Here is a 24,576-nt window from a genome sequence, read left to right on the forward strand (position 1 = left end):
TGCGCCCCTCACACTAACCATCCTCGTTGTAGAGCAGGAATGTCACCCCGAAAAACATTGCTACGACAACTGGAAGCCACGCCGCAATATAAGTCGGCACGAATCCCGCATTGCCAAATGCTTTGACCAGAACCGAAACGACATAAAGCAGAAACCCGGCGACGACGCCACCCAGAATCATCGTTCCGGACTGCCCCATCCTCGCAAATCGCATCGACACTGTTGCAGCAATGAGCGTCATCGCGACCAGGAGGAAGGGAAGTGCGACAAGTGAATGAAATTGCATGGCAAAGGCGTTTGCCCGGAGTCCGAAGGATCGCGCCACTTCGATTTTTGACGGAAGCTGGAAAAAAGGAATGGTTTCGGGCCGCGCCAGGCGTTCCTGGACGAACTCCGGCTTCAGATTCGTCGGCACTTTGGCGGCGGCTTCGGAGGTGAAGTTTTCGCCGCCTCTCATGGTCCGAACATTGACCAGTTCCCAATAACCGTCGCGCAGATAGGCGCGCTCGGCATCCTTGCGCTCGACCATGTTGTCGTCGGCGTCGAAGACGAAAAACACCGCGTCGGACAGTTCCATCCCCTGGTTGAGCACCGCCCGTGCGCCGATGATGACCTCGGTGCCATCGGCCTTCTGGCGCAGCCATGGCGCCGAAAATGCCGATACCGAATTGGATTGGCGTGAGCGCAGCTCCGATTCCAGGGATTCGGAGTGCGAGAAGCCGTAGGCTGCGATCGGGTTGAGGATGCCGACTGTGACGAAGCCGAAGAGCAGCGCGCCCAGGCAGCAGGGCAGCAGGAACTGCCATGCCGAAATCCCGGCGGCGCGGGCAATGACCAGTTCATAGCGCCGGTTGAGCGACACCAGGGTTGCCATGGCGCTGAACAGGGCGACGAACGGAACCACCTGGAGCATGATCATCGGTACGCGCAATGCCGAAACCGTCATCGCAATGCTGAACTTGAAGCCCGGCACGCCGCCGGCGCTGTTCGAGAACTCGGTGACGTCGATGATGAAGATCAGCGCGAAGATGCCGACGAAGAACCACGCCGTGATGGTGGCGTAGCGGAAGAAAAAATAGCGACCGAGCGTCCAGCCCATCATGCTGCTCCCTGATGGGGAGCGCCGCCGCCGAGCCGCAGCTGCAGCGCCGTGATCCTGTCGCGAATCTGCGCCCAGACGGAAGCGATGCGATCGGCGACCGAAACCGGCAGTTCCATGCTGCGGTTGGTGCGGATGAACCAGATGGCGATCAGTGCCGTGACGATGGGCACGGCATAGACGGCATAGCGGACCCAAGCCACCGTCTCGGCCTTGCTGCCGGCAAAGAACCCGAGCCAGCGGAAAAACAGCGCGATGGTGATCGTGGTGACGAGCGGATGGATGCGTGCCTCTCGATGCGACCGGGCGTCGCCTGCCACGGCCAGCGCAATGAGCGCAAAGGCGATCGGGTAGAGCCACTCGGTGAATCGGCGGTCGAGTTCGGCGGTAAACAGCCGCGGATTGCGCTGGTAGTATTTGTCGCTGGGCGAGGGGTTCATCAGGTACGGCGTCGAGCGGTCCTTCGGCTGCATCGTGACTTCCTTCGCCACGGCGGAGAACTCGCTCAGATCGAAGGCGTAGGAGTCGAAACTGATCACCGACACCTCGCCACCCGGCGCCTTGCGGTGGATCACGCCGTCGTTCATCACCAGCATCTGCTTGCTGTCGCGCTCGATGAAGGCGCCGTCCTTGGCGTAGTAGACGAGATCGACGTTGGGTTCGCGCGAATCGGCGACGAAGATGCTGCCGAGCCCGCCATTCGGCAGGCGCTCGCCGACCTGGACGAACAGACCCTCGTCGACCTTGCGGAAGGTGCCTTCCTGGATGATCAGCGACAGCAGGTCGGCGCGCGAGGAGGCGATCAGTTCGCGGTTGCGCTGGCGCGCCATCGGGTCGGCGACGTTGTGGACGAGCAGGGAAAACACGCTGGCGCCGACTGCCAGGATGAGAATCGGCCGGATGACGGTCATGCGCGAAGCGCCGGCGGCGTTGAGCACCACCAGTTCGGAATCGCTGTTCATCGAGCTCAGCGTCAAGGCCACGCCGATGGTCACGGCAAAGGGCACGACAATCGGAATCAGAGTGGGCAGGATAAGGGCCGCGACCTCGAAGAAGGTCAGCGCCGACTGGCCGCTGTCGGTGACGAGGTCGATTCGCCCGAGCACCTGGGTGGTCCAGACGATCACCAAGGTCCAAGTCAGCGCCGCGATGAAAACCGCAAACGCACGACGCAGGATGTAGCGCTCAACAACCTTCATCGATGATCAGGATTCCGTGTTTCCGACTTGGCCGGACGACGGGACGTCGTGTGACCGGCAGGTGTCTAAGGTATAGTCCAAGGCAAGCCGGCACAACCGGCCCCTTCCAGCCGGCATCGTTCCAACACCATCTCCCACCGGCCGCGACTCTCGGCGCCAATGGCTAAGAAAGGCCGAACAGAGGTGGTTAACACAAGGTTTCCTGCCCTTTTTCAACTTTAATCATATCGTGCCAGGATGACGGGAGGCTTGCCAAACTTTCCAAAACGACCAAATGTCGCGCACCATATGAACGGGATCCGAAAGCAGGACATCATGACTTCCAAGCCGTCGATCAGCTTCGCCAAGGCGAGTACGCCGAAAAAGGGCACTGTTTTCGTCTTCTCTGCCGAAGAGGGCGGGCTGAGCGAGATCGCGCGCGGCAACGATCCGGCCAAGACGCTGGATCGCGCCTTTCCGGTCGTCGACTTCAACGGCAAGTTTGGTGGCCTCGTCGAGGTACTGGCTCCGGAGGGCACGACGGTCGACCGTCTGGTGGCCGTCGGCGTGGGCAAGGCGTCGGGGCTCGACGAATATTCCTGGCTGAAGCTGGGTGGCACGCTGGCGTCACAATTGCGCAAGGCGTCCGAGGTTGCCGTGGTCCTCGACATTGCTGGCGCCACGGTCGATGGCGCCGCCGCTGCCGGCGTTGCGGCCGGCATGCTGCTGCGCAGCTACACCTTCGACAAGTACAAGACCAAAAAGGACAACGGCAACGGCAAGGCCGACGACAAGAAGCCGGCGAAGGTCACCATCCATTGCGCCGATCCGGCGGCTGCGAAGAAGGCCTTTGCCGATATCGAGGCGGTGGTCGGCGGCGTGCTGCTGGCCCGCGACCTGGTCAACGAGCCTGCCAACGTGCTTGGTCCGGTCGAGTTTGCCGCCCAGGCCAAGGATCTGGAAAAGCTTGGCGTCAAGGTCGAGATCCTGACCGAGAAGGAGATGAAAAAGCTCGGTATGGGTGCGCTGCTCGGCGTCGCCCAGGGTTCGGTGCGTCCGCCGCGCATGGCTGTGATGCAGTGGAGCGGCGGCAAGGCCAAGGACAAGCCGGTGGCCTTCGTCGGCAAGGGCGTGGTCTTCGATTCAGGTGGCGTGTCGATCAAGCCGGCCGCAGGCATGGAGGACATGAAGGGCGACATGGGCGGTGCTGCCGCCGTCACCGGCCTGATGCATGCGCTGGCCGCACGCAAGGCCAAGGTCAACGTGGTCGGCATCATCGGTTTGGTCGAGAACATGGTCGATGGCAACGCCCAGCGGCCCGGCGACATCGTCACCTCGATGTCGGGCCAGACCATCGAGGTTCTCAACACCGACGCCGAAGGCCGCCTCGTGCTCGCCGACGCGCTCTGGTACTGCAACCAGCGCTTCGAGCCGAAGTTCATGGTCAATCTGGCGACTCTGACGGGTGCGATCATGGTGGCGCTCGGCCAGAGCCACGCCGGCCTGTTCTCCAACAATGACGAACTCGCCGGGCGCCTGACCTCGTCGGGTACCGCGACGCAGGAAAAGCTCTGGCGCATGCCGCTCGGCTCGGAATACGACAAGCTGATCGACTCCAAGAATGCCGACATGAAGAACATCGGCGGTCGCTTTGGCGGTTCGATCACGGCAGCGCAGTTCCTGCAGCGCTTCGTCAAGGATACGCCCTGGGCGCATCTCGACATCGCCGGCACCGCGATGGGCTCGCCGACCAGCGAGATCAACCAGTCCTGGGGTTCCGGCTACGGCGTGCGGCTGCTCGACAGGCTGGTGCGCGACCACTACGAAGGATGAGGCTGGACAATTCGGCCATGGATGCGAACTGAGCGATGGCCGAAGTCCTTTTCTACCACCTTACCGAATCGACGCTCGAGGATGCCCTGCCGGGCCTGCTCGAGCGTAGCCTGCAGCGCGGCTGGAAGGCGGTGGTGCAGACTGGCTCGGAGGAACGGCGCGACGCACTGGATGCCCATTTGTGGAGCTTCCGCGACGATTCGTTCCTGGCCCATGGCAGCGACCGCGAGCCGCACGCAGCCGATCAACCCGTGGTGCTGACGACGGGTGAAGCCAATCCGAACGCGGCCGAAATACGCTTCCTGGTCGATGGCGCGTCGCCGCCCGACATCGGGTCCTATCAGCGTGCCGTCTTTCTGTTCGATGGCCATGATGCGGCGCAGCTCGAAGGCGCGCGCGAACACTGGAAGACGATGAAGGCCGGCGGGCATGCCGTGACCTACTGGCAGCAGACGCCGGACCGCCGCTGGGAACGCAAGGCCTGATGCCGAGCCGTTGAAGGCAGTGAGTCGGCGAGGGGTTGGCGCCGGCATGGTCATGGCGTTCGCTTGGCGGGCCGATGGTGCTCCGCGCCGCGGAGCCGAAGTTGCCGGCAAAGCCAATGCCGGACTTTCCGGCGTCGGCCAAAAGCCGTAGTAGGGAGGCGACGTCCAATCGGCGAGCCGCCTTGCGAGGGCTAGCCACAGAGTTCGAGCGCCATGCGGTTTCTGTTTCTTCTTGTTCTGCTTGCCGGCACCGGCCTCGGCATCCTTTATCCATGGGCGACGACCAATTTTACCGGCCGCGAGATCGGCGTCTATCGCGTTTACGATCGCGGTGGCAGTTTCCGCCCGGTCGAGGTGGCCCTGGCGACTGCCGACACGCCGGTGCGCGTGCTGGTCGATCTGACGACGCTGGCGCCGCCGGTGGTGACGCCGGCGCGGGCGATCCTGACCGTCACCGCCTCCACGCGCGGCGAGACGGTGCTGGCCCAGGCCCTGAATTTCCACGACACGACGCCGCGCGAGCGCAGTCCGCAACTGCCCGACCCGGTGTTTCGCGACGATGTCGGCTTGATCCGCGACGTGAGCGCGGGCAGCTACCGTTTCGTGGTCGCGCAGGGCGACAACGACAACGTCCAGATCCAGCGCGTCGACCTCATCCTGCGTTCGGGCGCCGGCGAAGCGGACCAGCGCGCCCAACCGATCGGCTTTTCGCTGATGGCGGTCGGTTTTGTCGGTCTTGTGCTGTCGCTGCGCCGCGGCAAGGGCGGCCGGCCCGAAAATCCCAATTCGCAACCTCCGGCTCCGCGCTGGGGCAGGGGCGGGGACAGCCAGTCGTGAACTATCGCCACGTCTACCATGCCGGGAACTTCGCCGACGTGGTCAAGCATGCCGTGCTCGCCCGGCTGGTCGAATACCTCAAGCGCAAGGACAAGGCCTTTCGCGTCGTCGACACCCATGCCGGCATCGGCCTCTACGACCTGTCGTCGGAGGAGGCGCAGAAGACCGGCGAATGGCATGACGGCATCGGCCGCCTGGTCGATGCGACCCTGCCAGCCGACGCCGCCGCATTGCTTGCGCCCTATCTCGATGCCGTTCGCGCGGCGAACCCGGATGGCGGCATCGAAAGATATCCGGGCTCGCCCCTGATCGCCCGGCACCTGCTGCGCAAGCAGGACCGCCTGTCGGCAATCGAACTGCATCCTGAAGATGCCACCAGCCTGGCCAGTCTGTTCGAGGGCGACTTCCAGGCACGGGTGACCGAACTCGACGGCTGGCTGGCGCTCGGTGCGCACCTGCCGCCCAAGGAAAAGCGCGGGCTGGTGCTGGTCGACCCGCCCTTCGAGGTCGCCGGCGAGTTCGATCGTCTGGTCGAAGGGCTGAAGAAGGCACACCGGCGTTGGCCGGGCGGTATCTTCGCCCTGTGGTACCCGGTCAAGGATCGCAAGGCCGTGGCGGCCTTCCGCGAGGCGCTTGCCGGTGCGGGAATCCCCAAGATCATCGACATCGAGTTCTACATCCGCCCGCCGTCGTCCGAGCCGCGGCTCGACGGCACCGGCATGGTGGTGGTCAACCCGCCATTTCCGCTCGAGGCCGAGCTCGGGGTAATGTTGCCGGCGCTTGGCAAGATCCTCGGGGAGGATGCGAAGGCGCGCTGGACGGTCGAGTGGCTGGCGGGCGAATCGGCGGCTTCTTGACCGCAGCGCGGCGAAACCGCAAACTGGATCGCATCAGCCTTGGAGTGGGAACCATGAGTCGCGTCGCAAGCACCCTTATCGCCGCAATGATCGGCCTCGGAGCGGCAGGGCTGGGCGCGGTCTCCGCGCAGGCAGCCGATCTCTCCACCTCGGTGGACTATTCCGGCGATCCCGGCATTTGTGGCAACGCTTCGGTGCTCAACCGCATCACCAGCCGGTTCAGCTACCAGGTGCGCCATGTGCCAAACCTGCCCCAGGTTGCGATCACCGACTTCCAGCGCATCCACGAGCACCGCTACGAGCCGGCGGATGAGAGCCATCCGATCGGCCGGCGCTATTGCGGTGCGACGGTAACGCTGTCGGATGGCGGCGACCGCGACATCTGGTACCTGATCGAAGAAGGCATGGGCTTTGCCTCGGTCGGCGACAATGTCGAGTTCTGCGTCTCGGGCTTCGATCGCTGGTACGTCTACAATGGACGCTGCCGCGTTCTGCGCTGAGGCCGGCCGGACTTCACGATGAGATTGTTGGCGTGCGCGCGAGCATCGGCGGTTGCGGTGTTGCTCGCTCTGTCGGCTTGCGCGCCCTCAGACGAGGCGTCCCAGGAAACGTCGCCCGCTGCCACGACTGAAGCGGCGGCCGTGCCGCGTGGCCAGGGTTTTGACTTCTACGTGCTGTCGCTGTCGTGGTCGCCCAGCTACTGCGAGGCCGAGGGCGAGCAGGCCAATGGCCAGCAGTGCCGCGCCGGCCGGCCCTATGCCTTCGTGGTCCACGGCCTGTGGCCGCAATACGAACGCGGCTATCCCGAAAATTGCCAGGCGGGTGCAAGCACGGTCTCGAACGAGACGCTGCGCGGCCTCTACGACCTGATGCCTTCGGCCGGGCTCATTCGCCATCAATGGCGCAAGCACGGCACCTGTTCGGGCCTCGGCCAGGCCGACTATTTCGAGGTACTGCGCGCTGCGCGGAACAAAGTCGAGATTCCCCGTGAATTCAAGCGCCTGGACGACTATCGCACGCTGGCACCGGGCCAGGCGGAGAATGCCTTCCTCCAGTCAAATCCGGGCCTCGAAGAAGACGCCGTGGCGGTGACCTGCGACCGTCGATACCTGCGCGAGGTGCGGATCTGCATGACCAAGGATCTCGAATTTCGATCCTGCGCCGAGGTCGACCGCCGCGCCTGCCGCCTCGACAAGGTGGTGATGCCGCCTGTGCGAGGCCGCTGAGCAGGACGCCGCATTGCCGGAACGAACCGTGCGGACTATCGTCCGCCGCCAAAGGGAGCCGCTCGATGCCGAAACTGTTCTACTCGCCCGCTTCGCCCTACAGCGCCAAGGTGCGCATGGCGGCCGTCTATGCCGGCATCCCGGTCGAATCCGTCACCGTCGAGACTGGCCCGCAGCCGGCGCTGCTGACGGACGCCAACCCGCTTGGCAAGATCCCGGTGTGGATCACCGACGAAGGCGAAAGCATCTACGACAGCCGGGTCATCACCCAGTATCTGAACCGGCTTTCCCGCAACAAGCTGTTCCCCCGCAATGCCGAAAAGCGGCTCGATGCCGAACGCCTCGAAGCGCTCGCCGACGGTATCTGCGACTGCCTGCTGGCGATCGTCTACGAACGCCGGTCGCGACCGGAGGAGATCATCCACCAGCCATGGATCGACAAGCAGTGGTCGAAGGTGACGCGCGCGCTCGACCTGCTGAACGCCAACCCGCCCAAGCTGCCGAAGGCGATCAGTGCCGGCCAGATCGCGCTCAGGGTCACCATCGGCTACATGGACCTTCGCTTCGCCGGCAAGTGGGAAAAGGGGCGCCCGCGCCTCAAGCGCTGGGCCGCGCGCTTCGACGAGAAGTTCCCGGAGCTGAAGGCGGTCGTGCCGCAAGGTTGATCGCTTACCCCAGGACAACAAAAAAGCCGGGCGCGAGGCCCGGCTTTTCCGTTGGTGCTGATCTTGTGGATCAGAACTTCATGCCGACGCCGAACTGGATGCGGTGATCCTTGCTCGACACTTCCGTCGAACCGCCGCTCAGAGCGAAATCGTCGCTACCGAAATCGGTGTAGCGATACTCGACGCGACCGAAGACGGTCTCGGTGAGCTTGACGTCGGTGCCGACGCCGGCGGTCCAGCCGAGCGCGGTGTTCGAGTCTTCAGCAACACCGTCGTTGACTTCGATACGCTTGCCGGCGCCGCCGGCCGTACCGTAGAGCAGGATGTCGGGCGAAACGGCATAGCCGAGACGGGCGCGCAACGAACCTTCGAAGCCCGACTTGACATTCACGCCGGCGTTGTCGCCTTCGACGCCGCTGTAGCCGATGTCGCCTTCAGCACCGATGACGATGTTGTCCATCTGGTAGTTGTAGCCGACGAAGGCACCGCCGAGGAAACCATCGGTGTCGACGTTGTTGGTGCCGCCGATGTCGGACTCGCCGCTGAAGCCGTAGCCGATGAACACACCGGCGTAGGGGCCCGACCACGTGTTGAGCGGGGGCTGCTCCATCGGAGCGGCAGGTGCCGGCGGCTCTTCCATGACGACGTCGGCAGCGAAAGCTGGCATCGACGCCAGCGCGACCAGGCCGAACGCGGCCGCGAGCGGACGGGCGTGCTTGAGAATGGCAGTCATTGTTTTACTCCTTAAGCCAACTAGACACTGGCTCTTTTAGAAATGGCGCCCCTAGCCCGTCCGGGGGGAGAAACGGTCTGGGCGCCGAACGGTTCCGAATGTCGTGTCGAAATGCGGCTGAACCGAACCTGAAGTAAGGTGATTGGCCGGCGCAAATGAGGCTGAAACATGACGTTGCGCTAATGCAACAGCCTTGTCAGCAGCTTTGGCCGCGTTTTGCCTCAGGCCGCTTGGTACATGGGATTGGGCGTTCTATATCTCGCTTGCCGGCATGCTTCGCGGGCAGGTTTTGAGGTGGTATTCGAGGCCTTCGCCACATTGCTGCCAGATCGATGAACCGCTTTTTACATAGGTTACCGAGATGTAACCGCGCCTGCCTCCGGCGAGGCTGGCGACAGCATGAGAGGAAGAGGACTGGATGGCGAACATGGCAGGCAACGTGCTGGTGACGGGTGGGGCCAAGCGCATCGGTCGTGCGATCACCGAGGACCTTGCCGCGCATGGCTTTGGCGTCGCCATTCACTGCAACCACGCGCGCAAGGCGGCCGATGATCTGGCTGCCACGATCAATGCCAATGGCGGCCGCGCGACAGTTGTGCAGGCGGACCTTGCCGACATGGCTGCCGTGGACGGTTTGCTTGCCGCGGCCAGCGCCGCATTGGGGCCGATCGACCTGCTCGTCAACAACGCTTCCGTCTTCGAAGGCGATTCGGTCACGGATTTCGGCTGGGAGACCTGGGACCGCCATTTTGCCCTGCACGTGAAGGCGCCGGCGCTGCTGGCCAAGAACTTTGCCGCAGCCCTGCCCGAGGGGGCGGAGGGGCTGGTCGTCAACATGATCGACCAGCGCGTGCTCAAGCCGACGCCGCAGTATTTTTCCTATTCGCTTTCGAAGGCGGCGCTTTGGGCGGCAACCCGGACCATGGCGCAGGCGCTGGCGCCGCGGATCCGCGTCAACGCCATTGGCCCTGGCCCGACTTTGCCGAGTTCGCGGCAGGACGCGGAAGCCTTTGGCGCCCAGCTCGACGGGCTGATTCTGAAGCGCGGTCCGACCCTCCAGGAGTTCGGCGAGACGATCCGCTATCTCTGGCAGGCGCGTTCGGTGACCGGCCAGATGATCGCGCTCGATGGCGGCCAGCATCTCGCCTGGCAGACGCCGGACGTGACAGGCATGGTGGAATGAGTCCTCGCCAGCCAGATTCCGGTCCGGGCCCCCGCAAGGGCGCCAGTGCCGCCGAAGACATGCCCGACGTCGAACTCGACGACGACGAGGCGATGGAGGAGGCAGTCGCTCCCGGCGGTCCCGACCTGCCGTTCACCGCGATCGACTGGACCGCGCATGCCGGCGACGCCGACGGCATGGTCGGCGCCGAGGTGATCCAGACCCTGGTCAAGCGCCTTCCGAACGCACCGGGCGTCTACCGCATGATGAATGCCGCCGGCGACGTGCTCTATGTCGGCAAGGCGCGCAGCCTGAAGAAGCGCGTCACCAACTACGCGCAGGGACGTTTCCACACCAACCGCATCGGCAAGATGGTGCGCGAGACGGCGACGATGGAGTTCGTCGTCACCCGCACCGAGATCGAGGCGCTGCTGCTTGAGGCGAACCTTATCAAGCGGCTTCGCCCGCGCTTCAACGTGCTCATGCGGGACGACAAGTCGTTCCCCTACATCATGCTGACCAGTGATCACACGGCGCCGGGCATCTACAAGCATCGCGGCGCGCGTTCGCGCAAGGGCGGGGACTATTTCGGCCCCTTCGCCTCGGCGCAGGCCGTCGGCCGTACCATCAACTCGCTGCAGCGCGCCTTCCTGCTGCGCAGTTGCACCGACAGCTTCTTCGACAATCGCACGCGGCCCTGCCTACTGTTCCAGATCAAGCGCTGCGCCGGACCCTGCACCGGCGAGATTTCGCGCGAGGGCTATGACGAGCTGGTGCAGGAGGCGAAGGACTTCCTGTCCGGCCGCAGCCAGAAGGTGAAGACCGAGATTTCGAGCCAGATGCAGCAGGCGGCGGAGGAACTCGATTTCGAGCGTGCCGCCATCTATCGCGACCGTCTCGCCGCCTTGTCGCATGTGCAGAGCCACCAGGGCATCAATCCGCAAACCATCGACGAGGCCGATGTCTTCGCCATCCATCAGGAAGGCGGCCAGACCGGCATCCAGGTGTTCTTCTTCCGCACCGGCCAGAACTGGGGCAACCGCGCCTATTTCCCCAAGGCCGATCCGTCCCTGGAGGCGGCCGAGGTGCTCGGTTCTTTCCTGGCGCAATTCTACGACGACAAGCCGTCGCCGCGTGCCCTGCTGCTGTCGCATTCGGTCGAGGAGCAGGAATTGCTGGCCGAGGCGCTTTCCACCCGTGCCGGGCACAAGGTGGCGATCTCGGTGCCGCAGCGCGGCGAAAAGAAGGACATGGTCGATCACGCCCTGCAGAACGCCCGCGAGGCACTCGGGCGGCGCCTCGCCGAAACGTCGACACAGGCGCGCTTGTTGGAAGGTTTCGCCCAGACCTTCGGGCTGGAAAAGGCGCCGGTGCGGATCGAGGTCTACGACAACTCGCACATCATGGGCACCAACGCCGTCGGCGGCATGATCGTTGCCGGGCCCGAAGGCTTCGTGAAGAACCAGTACCGCAAGTTCAACATCCGCTCGACCGACATCACCCCTGGCGACGATTTCGGCATGATGCGCGAGGTGATGACGCGGCGATTCTCGCGGCTGCTCAAGGAACATGGCGACGAGAACGCCGAATCCGAAGACGGCCTGGAGGGCAACGGCGCCTTTCCCGCCTGGCCGGATGTCATCCTCATCGATGGCGGGCAGGGGCAAATGACCGCAGTCCGCGCCATGCTTGCCGAACTCGGCGTCGAGGATCGCGTCGTGGCGATCGGCGTCGCCAAGGGGCAGGATCGCGAGGCCGGGCGCGAGCGCTTCTTCGTCAGGGGCAAGGATTCGTTCTCGCTGCCGGTGCGCGATCCGGTGCTCTATTTCGTCCAGCGCCTGCGCGACGAGGCGCATCGCTTTGCCATCGGCTCGCACCGGGCGCGGCGCAAGAAGGAGATGGTCAAGAACCCGCTCGACGAGATCGGCGGCATCGGCCCGTCGCGCAAACGCGCTTTGTTACATGCTTTCGGCACGGCAAAGGCGGTAAGCCGGGCGGCGGTGGACGACCTGATGGCGGTGGAAGGTATCTCGGAGTCGATCGCACGCCTTGTTTACAACCATTTTCACGATAATGGGTGATGAACGATGGATTGCCGTCCAGTGACCGCCTGGACTATCGATAGGCAGTTGACCCCCAGCCCGCCCTTCTGATTTCACTAAGGCAGACGAAAGAGCATAAGAGACCATGGCCCAGCGCGCATTCAACCTGCCCAACATGCTTACCTATGCGCGCATCTTGGCCGTGCCGCTGGTGGTTCTCTGCTTTTTTCTGGAGGGGCGCTTGCAGTCGAGCGATTTCGCCCGCTGGAGTGCGCTGGCCATCTTCGTCATCGCAAGCATCACCGACTATCTCGACGGCTACCTGGCGCGTGCCTGGAAGCAGACCTCGAACATCGGCCGCATGCTCGACCCGATCGCCGACAAGCTGCTGGTCGCGACCTGCCTGCTGCTGCTCGCAGCCGACACCGACAATCGCGGCGGCATCGCTGGCTGGTCGCTGTGGGCGGCGATCATCATCCTGTGCCGCGAGATCCTGGTCTCGGGCCTGCGCGAATATCTGGCGGCGCTGAAGGTCAGCGTGCCGGTCACCCAGCTCGCCAAATGGAAGACCGCCATCCAGATGGTGGCAATCGCCTTCTTGCTCGCCGGTCCCGCCGGAGACAAGATCTTCCCGCTGACGACCCAGATTGGCCTCGTGCTGTTGTGGATCGCGGCATTGGTGACGCTATATACCGGCTACGACTATTTCCGTGCCGGCCTGAAGCATATCATGGACGAGTGAAGCCATGACCAAGCTCATCTATTTTGCCTGGGTGCGCGAGCGCATCGGCAAGACCGAAGAAGACATCGATTTGCCCGCCGAGGTGAAGACGGTGCGCGATCTCCTGCTGTGGCTGAAGTCGCGCGGCGAGGAGTTCGAAAGCGCGCTGCAGCATCCCGAGGTGATCCGCGTGGCGATCAACCAGGAGCATGTCGACCACCGCGAGGCGGTCGCCGGTGCCCGCGAGATCGCGCTGTTCCCGCCGATGACGGGTGGCTAGGCCATGAATGCCGCTGTCGTGCCGATGGTGCGGATCCAGGCAGCCGATTTCGACGTCGCCGCCGAGATTGCCAGGCTGACGCAGGGCAGGGCCGATATCGGCGCCGTCGTGACGTTCACTGGCCTTTGCCGCGACGAGCAGGGCAGCCTCTCGGCGCTCGAATTGGAGCACTATCCCGGCATGGCCGAGGCCGAGATCGCGCGGATTGCCGGCGAGGCCATCGCGCGCTGGCCGCTTTCCGGTATCACTGTGATCCACCGTTTTGGCCGCATCCGGCCCGGCGAGAACATCGTGCTGGTGGTTGCCGCCTCCACGCACAGGCAGGCGGCCTTCGATGGCGCGAGCTTCCTGATGGACTATCTCAAGTCGCGTGCGCCCTTCTGGAAGAAGGAGCATCGCATCGACGGCAGCGAGGGCGGCTGGGTGGATGCCAGGGAAAGCGACGAGATCGCGGCCGCCCGCTGGGCCGGACAGTGACGGGTGGCCGCGGCGAGATGCGTCGGCGGCCTTGGAACCACCGCAATCCTTTGTAGCTTCATTCGCGAAACGCCGCGCTCCGGCGCGCCGTCTCGGCAACAACGCATTGGGGAGAAAGCCATGATCGGCAAACTCGCAGAATTTCTAGTCTTCGGCTTTGCGCCGATGGTGATCGGCATGCTGGCGGTTCCCGTCATGGCTGCGGCCGACGAGACGTCGGTCACCGGCGAGGTGCTCTATCGCGAGCGCATCGCCCTGCCGCCGAATGCGGTGCTTTCTGTGCAGCTTGCCGATGTCTCCCTGGCCGATGCCCCCGCCAGGATACTCGGCGAGCAGAAGATCGATCCTGCCGGCCAGGTGCCGATCAAGTTTGCGATTCCCTTCGACCCGGCCGCCATCAAGACCAACATGACCTATGCCCTGCAGGCGCGCATCAGCGTCGATGGCCAGCTTTGGTTCATCAACGATGAGCATCATGGGCTCGACCCGTTGACCGCCGGCCCGCAGACGATGGTGGTCAAGATGGTTAGGCAGTCGGGCGCGGCCGAGGACGAAAGCATCTTCGAGCGTGACTGGGTGGCCGAAGACATTGGCGGCGCTGCGGTCAGCGAGAAGGCCAAGTCGACGCTGCGCCTTGGCAAGGACGGCAAGGTCTCCGGTCGCGGTGGCTGCAACGGCTATTTCGGCAGCGCCAAGGTCGACGGCAGCAAGATCGAGTTCGGACAGGTAGGCTCGACGCAGATGGCCTGCGAGCAGGCGGCCATGGACCAGGAACACAAGTTCCACGAAGCGCTGGGCCGTGCCGCCGCGTTCCGTATCGAAGCAGGCAAGCTGATCCTCGCCGACAAGGACGGCAAGGACGTGCTGCGCTTCGTCGCCGGCTGATTGAATCGGTTTCTCGGCGGAGCAAGACAAGCCATTGAAATAGCTTAGTCTTGCGATCTGGGAGAAGCCTTCGGAACAAAGAAAAAGCCGGGGCGCAGGCCCCGGCTTTCGATTCTGTATCAGTGGCTTGAGAGCCTCGGCTGAATCAGCCGACGACCTCGGTACCCGAGAACCAGTAGGCGATCTCTTCGGCAGCGGTCTCGGGAGCGTCCGAGCCGTGGACGGAGTTTTCGCCGATCGACAGGGCGTGGACCTTGCGGATGGTGCCTTCGGCAGCGTTGGCCGGGTTGGTGGCGCCCATCACTTCGCGGTTCTTGGCAATCGCGTTTTCGCCTTCGAGAACCTGGACGATCGTCGGGGCCGACGACATGAACTCGACGAGCTCGCCGAAGAAGGGACGTTCCTTGTGGACGGCGTAGAAGCCCTCGGCCTCGCGGCGGCTCATCCACACGCGCTTGGAAGCGACGACGCGCAGGCCGGCATCCTCGAGCATCTTGGTGATGGCGCCGGTCAGGTTGCGCCTGGTTGCGTCCGGCTTGATCATCGAAAAAGTGCGTTCGATCGCCATGATAGGTCCTTGTGATATGGGGATTTGCAGTGTGGCGGGCTCTATACAGGCCGCCCGCCGCATTGCCAAGGGGTCAGGCTGCCGCTGGCACGCTGCGTCCGAGTCCGGCGTGGAGATCGAGGCAGCGGCCGAACCACTCCGCGATGGGGTCGTTCGCGTCGATGGACTGGAATGCCGTGGCGACGCGCACCCACTGGAAGGCGCCGAACACGATGTAGTCGGCAAACAGCGGGCCGTCGCCGCCGATCCACCGCTGATAGGACAGCATGCTGCGCAGTGGTTCGAGCGCTGCCCGGAAGCTGGAGAGTCCCGCCTCGCGCCCTGCCGTAACCTCCTCCAGCGCTTTGCCGTAGCGCGCTTCGCGGCTGCTGCGGAAGTAGCCTGCATTGGCGTCGTCCTGCATGCCGTGCAGGGCGCCGAGAGCGGTAACGCCGAGATAGGGATGGATGGTCAGTTGCGACCAGCGCTCGATAAAGCGTGCATGTGCCTGGCCACCCTTGCCACCGAACAGCGTCGGTCGGTCGGGATAGGTCTCTTCGAGATAGAGCGCGATGGCGAAGGAATCGGACACGACCTTGTCGCCGTCGCGGATAACCGGGATGGTCGTCGAGACACCGCCTTCTATCCCGGGGACTTCGAGGAAGCGCGTCGGAACCGCGCGATAGTCGAGTCCCTTGTGGGCGAGTGCCATCGCCACCTTCCAGCAATGCGGGCTGAACGGGCGGGCCGCGTCGCGGCCGACGAGATCATAGAGCAGAATGGTCATTGGGTTCCCGATGGGCTGTAGTAAGGAGGGAATTGAATGCGAAGTGCCGAAGGATATCAGATGAAGCAGTATTTCATGATGTTGGCCGCCTACAATCAATGGGCCAACGAGCGGATTTACCAGGCCGCAGCCACGCTCGACGAAGAACAGTTCGCCCGCGATACCGGCGCTTTCTTCAAGTCGCTGAGGGGTACGCTCAACCATCTGCTGGTTGCCGACCGCATCTGGATGAAGCGCTTCACCGGCGAAGGCGATGCGCCGGCCGCCCTGGATACGATCGTCCATGCCGACTTCGACAAGCTGCGGGTGGCACGCAAGGCCGAGGACCAGCGCATCGTGGAATGGATCGGCTCGCTCAGCGATGCGGCATTTGCCGGCCGCTTCACCTACATGACCGTCACCGACATGCGCACCATTTCCCAGCGGCTGGCGCCGGCGCTGGTGCACCTCTTCAATCACCAGACCCACCATCGCGGACAGGCCCATATGATCCTGACAGTTCTCGGTCGGGAGTCGGTCGGCCTCGACCTCATTCAGTTTCAGAGAACGGAAGATGGCAGGGCGTTTGCGTAAAATAGAATTAAATTTTTATATTTTAAAAATGAAATATAAAAATCGTTTGAGAATTTACTATCGCAAGTAGATGCGGTCGATTGCGCAGAGAAAATCTAAGGAAAACAAGAAATCGATGAAACTTATTCCTGCGGTGTGACGTTGGTTGAAGTGCAGCCGGTTTCAGGTGACTGGTTGTTGCATTTGGCAACCACAGGGAGAAGGACATGGCATATTGTTGTTCAACGACTCTTGTGAAAGCTCTGGCAGGGGGCGTCGTCCTTGCCGCGTTGAGCCTGCCGGCGACGGCACTCGAGATCGGCAGCCGTAGCGGCGGCCTCGGCGTCTCTGTCGATTCTAAGGGCATCGGCGCGACGGTGGGCGGATCGGGCGGCGTCAACGCAGACGTCGGCCTGGGCAGCGGCGGCAGCAAGGGGCTCGCCGGCGCGGATGTCAGCGCCTCGGTCGGCGGCTCGAAGGGCATCAACGCCAATGTCGGCGCCAATGTGGGCAGCAGCAAGGGCCTGGTCGATGCCAAGGCCAATGCCACTGTCGGCGGATCGCGCGGGCTCAACGCCAATCTCGGGGCCAATGTCGGCGGCAATGGCAGCCTGGCCAAGGTCAGTACCAATGTCGGACTGGGCGGCAGCACGTTGCTCGACCTCGGCGTCAACGTCGGCGGTCCCGGCATTGCCGGCCCTGGCGGTCCCGGTGGACCCGGCGGCCCGGGCGTTCCCGGCATTAATCCTGGCGTGATCAAAGGCATGAGCGCGGCGCAGGTGGCGGCCTACGTCAAGCGCTGCAAGATGGTTCTGTCGAACCCGATGGCCTTTGAAAGCGACCTGCGCGAGCTCTGCAAGCTGCTGCGCACCGCCAGCCGCTGAGGCGCCCAATCAGACTTTTCGGACGGCCCGCGATCTGCGGGCCGTTTCGTTTTCCAGGAGCGAAATGTCATGAGCCTGTCTGGATCATGACATCCTGCCGTTGCGGCCGCTTGCCTTCTCGCCCCGGGTGAGACAGAGGGATGCGACGGTCAGCCACGGATTTCATATCCCATTGGCGACCGCGATTTTCGAACCACGGGGAATGCCCTTGCGCGCCTTCGGCAAAAAGACCGGCCAGGCAATCGTGCTGCTGCTCATCGCGGGCTCCGGCATGGTGGCGATCGCGCGCGGCATGACACTGACCTTCCTGGCCATCCGCCTTCAGAAGGATTTCGGCCTCGGCCCGGCAACCATCGGCATGCTGATCGGCGCCGGTCCGTTGCTTGGCGCCGCCGCCAGCCCCTTTGCAGGAACGCTGTCCGACCGCATCGGCCGCCGCAGCGTGCTGACTGTGGCGCTGTTGTTCGCCGGTCTCGGGCTGGTCGGCCTGGGGCTGGCGCAATCTGTCGCCGCATTTGCCATTGCCCACATCGTCTCGTCGGTGGCTGCCGCCGTCTACGAACCTGTCTCCCGTGCGCTGATGAGCGATGCGGCGCCCGAACAGCTCAGGCTCAAGGTGTTTTCCTGGCGTTATCTGGTGATCAATGCCGGCTGGGCCGTCGGGCCGATGATCGGCATCGCCATCGGCGCCAATTCGCCGATGCCGTTCTTCATCGCCGGTACGGTGCACTTCGCCTTCTCGGCCGCGATCTTCCTCATCGTCCCGGCCGTCTTCGTCGGTACGGCTGGAGCCAATGCGGCTGCGCAGATGCCAGGCTTCCGCCGCTTGCTCGCGACTTTGCGCGACCGCAGGCTGATCTTCTACCTCGGTGGCGGCACGCTGCTGCTGGCCGTCTACGGCCAATGGTCGGTAACCCTGTCGCAGTATCTCACCACCAGCCTGGAAGACGGCGTCACGATCTTTGCCTGGCTGGTGACCACCAACGCGGCGGTGGTGGTTCTTGCCACGGCACCGGCGCGGATGGTGATCGAGCGCATCGGGCCGATGAAGGCAATGGTGCTCGGCTGCCTGCTGTTTCTCGGCGGCGAGGTCGGTTTTGCCTTTGCCACCAGCGCCACCATGCTGATCGGCTTCATGGTGCTGTTCACCATCGGCGAGGTCCTGGTGGTTCCCTCGGAATATGTGCTGGTCGACCGGATCTCGAACGACGGCAACCGCGGGGCCTATTTCGGCGCACATTCGCTGTGCTCGGTGGGCAATTTCTTCGGGCCGCTGCTCGGTGGAATGATGCTCGGCATGTTTGGCGGGCAAGGCATGTTCATGCTCTTTGCGGCCTTCGCTGCCGGCTCGGCCGTGCTCTTCGCTCTTGGCTACGCTTCGCCGCCCCCTGCCTCGCTGGATGGCCGTGCCGCCGTTCTCGGTAGTGAGGCGAGCGAAGGCGCCATGCACCGCATGGGCAGGCCGGCTATCGCCTGAACCCAAGGCATTTTCGACCATGCGTTGCGTCTAACGTGCGCAGCGCACCCTTGCCATTGCTGCAACTCTCGGCCAAAACCGCCGCCATGCTTATCATCAACGATCTTTCCCTCCGTATCGCCGGACGCCTTCTCCTCGACCACGCGTCGCTGACCTTGCCTGCCGGTACCAAGGCCGGCCTCGTCGGCCGCAACGGCACCGGCAAGACGACGCTGTTCAAGGCGATCACCGGCGATTTCAGTTCGGAAACCGGCAGCATCAGCCTGCCCAAGAACACCCGCATCGGCCAGGTGGCGCAGGAAGCGCCCGGCACCGAGGAGCCGCTGATCGAGATCGTGCTCAAGGCCGATGTCGAGCGCACGGCACTTCTCGCCGAGGAGCAGACGGCAACCGACCCGCATCGCATCGCCGAGATTCACATCCGTTTGGCCGACATCGAGGCGCATTCGGCCGAATCCCGCGCGGCGACAATTCTCGCCGGCCTCGGCTTCGACGATGAGGCGCAACGCCGTCCGGCTTCGTCCTTTTCGGGCGGCTGGCGCATGCGCGTGGCGCTGGCGGCGGTGTTGTTTTCTGAGCCCGATCTGTTGCTGCTCGACGAACCGACCAACTATCTCGATCTCGAAGGCACGCTGTGGCTCGAGAACTATGTGTCGAAGTACCCGCACACCGTTCTATTGATCAGCCACGACCGCGATCTGCTCAACCGCGCGGTCAATTCGATCGTCCATCTCGACCAGAAGAAGATGACCTTCTGGCGCGGCGGCTACGACCAGTTCGAGCGCCAGATCGCCGAGCAGCGCGAGCTGCAGGAAAAGGGCCGCGTCAAGCAGGAAGCGGCGCGCAAGCACCTGCAATCCTTCGTCGACCGTTTCCGCGCCAAGGCATCGAAGGCGCGCCAGGCGCAGTCGCGCATCAAGGCGCTGGAGAAGATGAAGCCGATCGCGGCGCTGATGGAGGACAATGTCAGGCCGTTCAGCTTTCCCGAACCGGTGAAGACCGTGGCGTCGCCGATCGTCGCGCTCAATGCCGTCAATGTCGGCTATCAGGCCGACAAGCCGATCCTCAAGAAGATGACGCTGCGCATCGATGCCGACGACCGCATTGCGCTTCTCGGCGCCAACGGCAACGGCAAGTCGACCTTTGCCAAGCTTCTGGCGGGGCGCCTGAAGGCCGAGACCGGCTCGGTGACCGTCGCGCCGGGACTCAAGGTCGCGATCTTCGCCCAGCACCAGCTCGACGATTTGAGGCCCGAGGAAAATGCCTACGAGCATGTCCGCCGGCTGATGCCTGAGGCGCCGGAATCGAAGGTGAGGGCCCGGGTCGCCCAGTTCGGACTGCCCACGGAGAAGATGAACACCGCCGCCAAGGACCTCTCCGGTGGCGAAAAGGCGCGCCTGCTGATGGGGCTTTCCGCCTTTGACGGACCGAATCTGTTCATCCTCGACGAGCCCACCAACCACCTCGACATCGACAGCCGCGAGGCGTTGATCATGGCGCTCAACGAGTTTCCGGGCGCCGTCATCCTGATCAGCCACGACCGCCATCTTCTCGAGGCCACGGCCGACCGGCTGTGGCTGGTCAAGGACGGGTCGGTCAATCCGTATGACGGCGATCTCGAAGACTACAAGACGCTGGTGACCGGCGTGTCGGGCGACCGGCGCGAGAAGCGCGAGGCCGACAAGGCGTCCAAGGCCGACAAGCGGCGCGAGGCCGCGGCGCGGCGTGCCGCCCTCGAGCCGCTGGCCAAGGAAATCCGTGCCACCGAGGCGCTGATGGACCGCATCCGCAAGCGGATCGACACCATCGAGGACCAGCTTGCCGATCCGAAGCTCTACGAGAAGGACCCGACGACCGCGACGCAGCTTGCCAAGGAGCGCTCGCAACTCGGCGCCCAGCTCAACGGCCATGAGGAAAAATGGCTGACGATGTCGGCTGAATATGAGGAAGGCATCGCGGAATAGGCTGGCGGTCAGACCATTGTCGGATTGGCCCTACACGCCAATCCGACATCAGGGTAAAAGGGCGCCATGAACCAGCACGCCAAGATCAGGGTCGGCCATTCCGCCTGTCCGCATGACTGCCCCTCGACCTGCGCGCTCGACGTCGAACTGCTCGACGACAAGCGCATTGGCCGGGTGCACGGCGCCAAGGACAACAGCTACACGGCTGGCGTGATCTGCGCCAAGGTCGCGCGTTATGCCGACCGCGTCCACCATCCCGACCGTTTGCTGAAGCCGCTGATCCGCGCCGGCGCCAAGGGCGACGGCCACTGGAAGGAAGCGAGCTGGGAAGCGGCACTCGACCTCGTCGCCGAAAAATTCATCGCCGCCGAGGAGAAGTACGGCTCGGAGACCGTCTGGCCCTATTTCTACGCCGGCACGATGGGGCTGGTGCAGCGCGACGGCATCGAGCGGCTGCGACACGCCAAGAAGTACTCGGGCTTCTTCGGCTCGATCTGCACCAACCTGGCCTGGACCGGCTATGTGATGGGCACGGGCGCGCTACGCGGATCCGACCCGCGCGAGATGGGCAAGTCCGACTGCGTGGTGATCTGGGGCACCAATGCCGTGGTCACCCAGGTCAATGTGATGACGCATGCGATCAAGGCGCGCAAGGAACGCGGGACCAGGATCGTCGTTATCGACATCTACGAGACGGCCACCATGAAGCAGGCCGACATGGGCCTGGTGCTGAAGCCCGGCACCGACGCCGCCCTGGCCTGCGCTGTCATGCATGTGCTGTTCCGCGATGGCCTTGCCGACCGGCCTTATCTCGAAAAATACACCGACGACCCCAAGGGCCTGGAAGCGCACCTGCGCGACAGGACGCCGGAATGGGCGGCTGGCATCACCGGCCTGTCGGTCGACGATATCGAGGCCTTCGCCCGGCTCGTCGGCACCACCAAGAAGACGTTCTTCCGCCTCGGCTACGGCTTTTCGCGTCAACGCAACGGCTCGGTCAACATGCATGCCGCGCTGTCGATCCCGGCGGTGACGGGGGCCTGGCAGCATGAAGGCGGCGGCGCTTTCCACTCCAATTCGGGCATCTTCAAGCTCAATGGCGAGCTGCTCGAAGGCACCAAGTTTCGCGATCCCAAGATCCGCTACCTCGACCATTCGCGCATCGGCCCGGTGCTGACAGGTGCCGAGGATGCGCTATATGGCGGCCCGCCGGTGACGGCGCTGCTGGTCCAAAATACCAATCCGATGAATGTCGCGCCCGAGCAGCGCCTGGTGCGCCAGGGCTTCCTGCGCGACGACCTGTTCGCTTGCGTGCATGAGCAGTTCATGACCGACACCGCGAAGGTCGCCGACGTCGTGCTGCCGGCGACGATGTTCCTCGAGCATGACGATATCTACAAGGGCGGCGGCAACCAGCACATCACGCTGGGTCCGAAGCTGATCGACCCGCCGGAGGGGCCGGGCACCAATCACTACGTCATCGAGGAACTGGGCAAGCGGCTTGGCGTGGCGCATCTGCCCGGCTTCGGCATGACCGAACGCGAGCACATCGACGTCATACTGACGAAGAAGGGGCTCGGCGATTTCGCTTCGTTCAAGGACAAGAAATGGGCGGACATGCAGCCCGAGTTCGAGGACGCGCATTTCCTCAACGGGTTCGGCCATCCCGACGGCAAGTTCCGCTTCAAGCCGCAGTGGAATGGCGGTTCGGCGCCCAACAAGCCGCCGAAGAGCATGGGCATTTTCGGGCCCTACCAGCAACTGCCGGAGTTCCCCGACCATGTCGATCTGATCGAGGTGGCCGATGCCGAGCATCCGTTCCGGCTGGCGACCTCCCCGGCGCGCAACTTCCTCAATTCGACCTTCGCCGAGACGCCTGTGTCGCGCGAGAAGGAAGGGCGGCCCGAATTGCTGATCCATCCCGAGGATGCCGCGGCGATGGGCGTTTCAACGGGCGACCGCGTCGAAATCGGCAACACGCGCGGCGAAGTCGTGCTGCATGCGAAACTGTTCGACAAGATCCAGCGTGGCGTGGTCATCGCCGAGGGCATCTGGCCGAATTCGGATCATGAGCGCGGCGAGGGCATCAACGTGCTGACCGGTGCCGACGCGCCGGCGCCCTATGGCGGTGCGGCCGTGCACGACAACAAGGTTTGGGTGCGCGCGGTGTAGATGCGCTCACCCACGACAAGGTGATCCGCGGTGAGGGCGGAAGGGGTTTTCAATTCCGCCCGTCTCCCCAATATGGCGCCAGCGCGGCGCGAGGGGACGAACGATGAGCGGCGATCACGATCACGGCGACATGCAGAACACGCCGGAGACCAGGCTCTGGCTGGCATTCGGCTTGACCGGCGGCTTCATGATCGCCGAGGTTGTCGGCGGCATCGTCACCGGCAGCCTGGCGCTGATCTCCGATGCCATGCACATGGCGACCGACGCCATGGCGCTGGCGATCGCGCTGATCGCCATCAAGGTGGGCCGGCGCGCCGCCGACCTGTTGCGCACCTATGGCTACGCCCGCTTCGAGATCCTGGCCGCGGCGTTCAATGCGCTGGTGCTGCTCGGCATAGCCTTCTACATCCTCTACGAGGCCTATGAGCGGCTCAACCAGCCGACCGAGATCGCCTCGCTCGGCATGCTCGTCGTCGCCGTCATCGGCCTTGCCGTCAATTTCACGTCGATGCGCCTGCTGACCGGGCACAAGGACAAGAGCCTCAACGTCAAGGGCGCCTATCTCGAAGTCTGGGCCGACATGCTGGGTTCGGTCGGCGTCATAGCCGGCGCGCTCGTCATCTGGTTCACCGGCTGGCAGTGGGTGGATTCGCTGATCGCCGTCGGCATCGGCTTCATGGTGTTCCCGCGCACCTGGGTACTCCTCAAGGAATGCGTCAACATCCTGCTCGAAGGCGTGCCGCCCGGCATGAACCTGGCCGAGGTCGAGCAAGCCGTTGCCACCGTACCGGGTGCGGACTCGGTGCACGACCTGCATCTCTGGGCGATCACCCAGAGCAAGGCGTCGCTGACGGCCCATGTGGTACTGGAGGAAGGTGCCGACGCTGAGACGGTGCGCCGTGCGATCGAAGCCCGCTTGCAGGACAAGTTCGACCTTCACCACACCACGCTGCAGATGGAGCGCGAGAACTGCGCGCCGCTGGAGAGCATCCACTGAGCTGCGTCATTCTGTCTTGCCGTCTACGTTGCCCTTGAAGCTCTAGTAACTAGAGATCCTATGCTTTCCGGGCCGACTTCAGGCTCGGCACTCAAAGGAGACAGTCGATGGGTGGACATGGCTTCAGGAACGGCAAGCATGGCGGGAAGTCGAAAGGCCGAGGCTATGGCACCGAGTTTCGCCGCAGCGACGGCAAGGGCCGTGGAGGGCTGCTGCTCGCCGCAGCCCTCGCCACATTGGGATCCAAGAACGCCTCCGATGACAAGGACCCCGACAGGCGTGGCGTCGAGAACGACAATTGGGGCGCTGGCGAATACGGGTCGCAGGGCCGGCCGTTCGGCCGCAGCGCCAATGCGCGGCCCGAACCTCGGTCGAAACGGCCGAAATTGCGCCTGGGCGCAGCGCTCGTCGCGCTGGTCCTGTGGTCCTTGTTTGCCTGGGTCGGCTACGGCCTCGTCGACAGCATTCTTGCCTGGGCGTCTTCCAATGTCGGCGCGCTTGTCGAGACCGGCAAAGACGCCGCGGCTGCGACCGGCATCGGCAAGGAGGTCGTTGGCGCCGTGGACAGCGCCCAGACCACGGGCTTTCTCGCCGGACTGGTCAGCCTTGTCGGCGTGGTGCTGCGCCCGCTGATTGTCGTCGTGTGGGCGCTGGGCGCTGCCTTGATCCTGGCGATGCCCTGGCTGGTGCCGTTGCTCCGCCGCCGGTTCTGATAC

Annotated in this window: 25 protein-coding genes; 20 read left to right on the plus strand and 5 right to left on the minus strand. The window is 64.0% G+C overall.

Annotated features, from left to right (window positions below):
• Positions 1-13: 13 nt before the first annotated feature.
• Positions 14-1,102 carry an LPS export ABC transporter permease LptG gene (gene lptG, locus ASC75_RS19100; protein ID WP_055978707.1) on the minus strand — a complete coding sequence of 363 codons (1,089 nt, stop codon included), beginning with the start codon at positions 1,100-1,102 and terminating at the stop codon, positions 14-16.
• Complete coding sequence (gene lptF / locus ASC75_RS19105) at positions 1,099-2,298, minus strand: LPS export ABC transporter permease LptF (protein ID WP_055978710.1); 1,200 nt, start codon at positions 2,296-2,298, stop codon at positions 1,099-1,101. Before lptF ends, lptG begins: the two co-directional genes overlap by 4 nt.
• A gap of 315 nt (positions 2,299-2,613) precedes the next feature.
• Between lptF and ASC75_RS19110 the strand changes: the two genes are divergently transcribed.
• The 7 genes from ASC75_RS19110 to ASC75_RS19140 all read left to right on the plus strand — a co-directional run bounded on the left by ASC75_RS19110 (position 2,614) and on the right by ASC75_RS19140 (position 8,180).
• Entirely contained in the window at positions 2,614-4,110 is a 1,497-nt protein-coding gene (locus ASC75_RS19110; protein ID WP_055979248.1) for a leucyl aminopeptidase, read from the plus strand.
• A gap of 35 nt (positions 4,111-4,145) precedes the next feature.
• Entirely contained in the window at positions 4,146-4,595 is a 450-nt protein-coding gene (locus ASC75_RS19115; protein ID WP_055978713.1) for a DNA polymerase III subunit chi, read from the plus strand.
• A 213-nt stretch (positions 4,596-4,808) separates the two neighbouring features.
• A complete protein-coding gene (locus tag ASC75_RS19120) occupies positions 4,809-5,432 on the plus strand; it encodes a hypothetical protein (protein ID WP_055978715.1) in 624 nt (207 codons plus the stop codon).
• Complete coding sequence (locus tag ASC75_RS19125) at positions 5,429-6,289, plus strand: 23S rRNA (adenine(2030)-N(6))-methyltransferase RlmJ (protein WP_055978717.1); 861 nt, start codon at positions 5,429-5,431, stop codon at positions 6,287-6,289. The genes ASC75_RS19120 and ASC75_RS19125 overlap by 4 nt, the downstream gene beginning before the upstream one ends.
• Before the next feature lie 53 nt (positions 6,290-6,342).
• A complete protein-coding gene (locus ASC75_RS19130; RefSeq protein WP_055978721.1) occupies positions 6,343-6,789 on the plus strand; it encodes a hypothetical protein in 447 nt (148 codons plus the stop codon).
• Between the two features lie 18 nt (positions 6,790-6,807).
• Positions 6,808-7,515, plus strand: coding sequence for a ribonuclease T2 (locus ASC75_RS19135; RefSeq protein WP_055978724.1), 708 nt, complete (start codon positions 6,808-6,810; stop codon positions 7,513-7,515).
• Between the two features lie 65 nt (positions 7,516-7,580).
• Complete coding sequence (locus tag ASC75_RS19140) at positions 7,581-8,180, plus strand: glutathione S-transferase (RefSeq protein ID WP_055978726.1); 600 nt, start codon at positions 7,581-7,583, stop codon at positions 8,178-8,180.
• Between the two features lie 70 nt (positions 8,181-8,250).
• Here ASC75_RS19140 and ASC75_RS19145 read toward each other — a convergent pair whose 3' ends face one another.
• The gene (locus ASC75_RS19145) at positions 8,251-8,913 is read right to left on the minus strand and encodes an outer membrane protein (protein WP_055978729.1); all 663 of its coding nucleotides are present in this window, start codon (positions 8,911-8,913) and stop codon (positions 8,251-8,253) included.
• 418 nt (positions 8,914-9,331) lie between these two features.
• Between ASC75_RS19145 and ASC75_RS19150 the strand changes: the two genes are divergently transcribed.
• The 6 genes from ASC75_RS19150 to ASC75_RS19175 all read left to right on the plus strand — a co-directional run bounded on the left by ASC75_RS19150 (position 9,332) and on the right by ASC75_RS19175 (position 14,480).
• Positions 9,332-10,096, plus strand: coding sequence for an SDR family oxidoreductase (locus ASC75_RS19150; RefSeq protein WP_055978732.1), 765 nt, complete (start codon positions 9,332-9,334; stop codon positions 10,094-10,096).
• On the plus strand, positions 10,093-12,156 hold the full coding sequence (gene uvrC, locus ASC75_RS19155) for an excinuclease ABC subunit UvrC (RefSeq protein ID WP_055978735.1): 2,064 nt from the start codon (positions 10,093-10,095) through the stop codon (positions 12,154-12,156). The genes ASC75_RS19150 and uvrC overlap by 4 nt, the downstream gene beginning before the upstream one ends.
• A gap of 106 nt (positions 12,157-12,262) precedes the next feature.
• On the plus strand, positions 12,263-12,859 hold the full coding sequence (gene pgsA / locus ASC75_RS19160) for a CDP-diacylglycerol--glycerol-3-phosphate 3-phosphatidyltransferase (RefSeq protein WP_055978737.1): 597 nt from the start codon (positions 12,263-12,265) through the stop codon (positions 12,857-12,859).
• A 4-nt stretch (positions 12,860-12,863) separates the two neighbouring features.
• A complete protein-coding gene (gene moaD, locus ASC75_RS19165) occupies positions 12,864-13,118 on the plus strand; it encodes a molybdopterin converting factor subunit 1 (RefSeq protein ID WP_055978740.1) in 255 nt (84 codons plus the stop codon).
• A 3-nt stretch (positions 13,119-13,121) separates the two neighbouring features.
• Positions 13,122-13,595 carry a molybdenum cofactor biosynthesis protein MoaE gene (locus ASC75_RS19170; RefSeq protein ID WP_055978743.1) on the plus strand — a complete coding sequence of 158 codons (474 nt, stop codon included), beginning with the start codon at positions 13,122-13,124 and terminating at the stop codon, positions 13,593-13,595.
• 120 nt (positions 13,596-13,715) lie between these two features.
• Entirely contained in the window at positions 13,716-14,480 is a 765-nt protein-coding gene (locus ASC75_RS19175) for a YbaY family lipoprotein (protein ID WP_055978746.1), read from the plus strand.
• 145 nt (positions 14,481-14,625) lie between these two features.
• Here ASC75_RS19175 and ndk read toward each other — a convergent pair whose 3' ends face one another.
• A complete protein-coding gene (gene ndk, locus ASC75_RS19180) occupies positions 14,626-15,048 on the minus strand; it encodes a nucleoside-diphosphate kinase (RefSeq protein ID WP_018427138.1) in 423 nt (140 codons plus the stop codon).
• Positions 15,049-15,121: 73 nt separating this feature from the next.
• Positions 15,122-15,814, minus strand: coding sequence for a glutathione S-transferase family protein (locus tag ASC75_RS19185; RefSeq protein ID WP_055978749.1), 693 nt, complete (start codon positions 15,812-15,814; stop codon positions 15,122-15,124).
• 60 nt (positions 15,815-15,874) lie between these two features.
• Between ASC75_RS19185 and ASC75_RS19190 the strand changes: the two genes are divergently transcribed.
• The 7 genes from ASC75_RS19190 to ASC75_RS19220 all read left to right on the plus strand — a co-directional run bounded on the left by ASC75_RS19190 (position 15,875) and on the right by ASC75_RS19220 (position 24,573).
• Entirely contained in the window at positions 15,875-16,387 is a 513-nt protein-coding gene (locus tag ASC75_RS19190; protein WP_055978752.1) for a DinB family protein, read from the plus strand.
• Positions 16,388-16,620: 233 nt separating this feature from the next.
• Entirely contained in the window at positions 16,621-17,250 is a 630-nt protein-coding gene (locus tag ASC75_RS19195; protein WP_082496664.1) for a hypothetical protein, read from the plus strand.
• Positions 17,251-17,452: 202 nt separating this feature from the next.
• Complete coding sequence (locus ASC75_RS19200) at positions 17,453-18,727, plus strand: MFS transporter (RefSeq protein WP_055978758.1); 1,275 nt, start codon at positions 17,453-17,455, stop codon at positions 18,725-18,727.
• An 86-nt stretch (positions 18,728-18,813) separates the two neighbouring features.
• On the plus strand, positions 18,814-20,691 hold the full coding sequence (locus tag ASC75_RS19205) for an ABC-F family ATP-binding cassette domain-containing protein (RefSeq protein ID WP_055979252.1): 1,878 nt from the start codon (positions 18,814-18,816) through the stop codon (positions 20,689-20,691).
• 66 nt (positions 20,692-20,757) lie between these two features.
• A complete protein-coding gene (locus ASC75_RS19210) occupies positions 20,758-22,863 on the plus strand; it encodes a molybdopterin oxidoreductase family protein (protein ID WP_055978761.1) in 2,106 nt (701 codons plus the stop codon).
• Between the two features lie 103 nt (positions 22,864-22,966).
• On the plus strand, positions 22,967-23,860 hold the full coding sequence (locus tag ASC75_RS19215) for a cation diffusion facilitator family transporter (RefSeq protein ID WP_055978764.1): 894 nt from the start codon (positions 22,967-22,969) through the stop codon (positions 23,858-23,860).
• Positions 23,861-23,967: 107 nt separating this feature from the next.
• Entirely contained in the window at positions 23,968-24,573 is a 606-nt protein-coding gene (locus ASC75_RS19220) for a hypothetical protein (protein ID WP_055978767.1), read from the plus strand.
• Positions 24,574-24,576 lie beyond the last annotated feature (3 nt).

Origin of the sequence: Aminobacter sp. DSM 101952, assembly GCF_001424795.1 — a bacterium.
Classification (GTDB): Bacteria; Pseudomonadota; Alphaproteobacteria; order Rhizobiales; family Rhizobiaceae; genus Aminobacter; species Aminobacter aganoensis.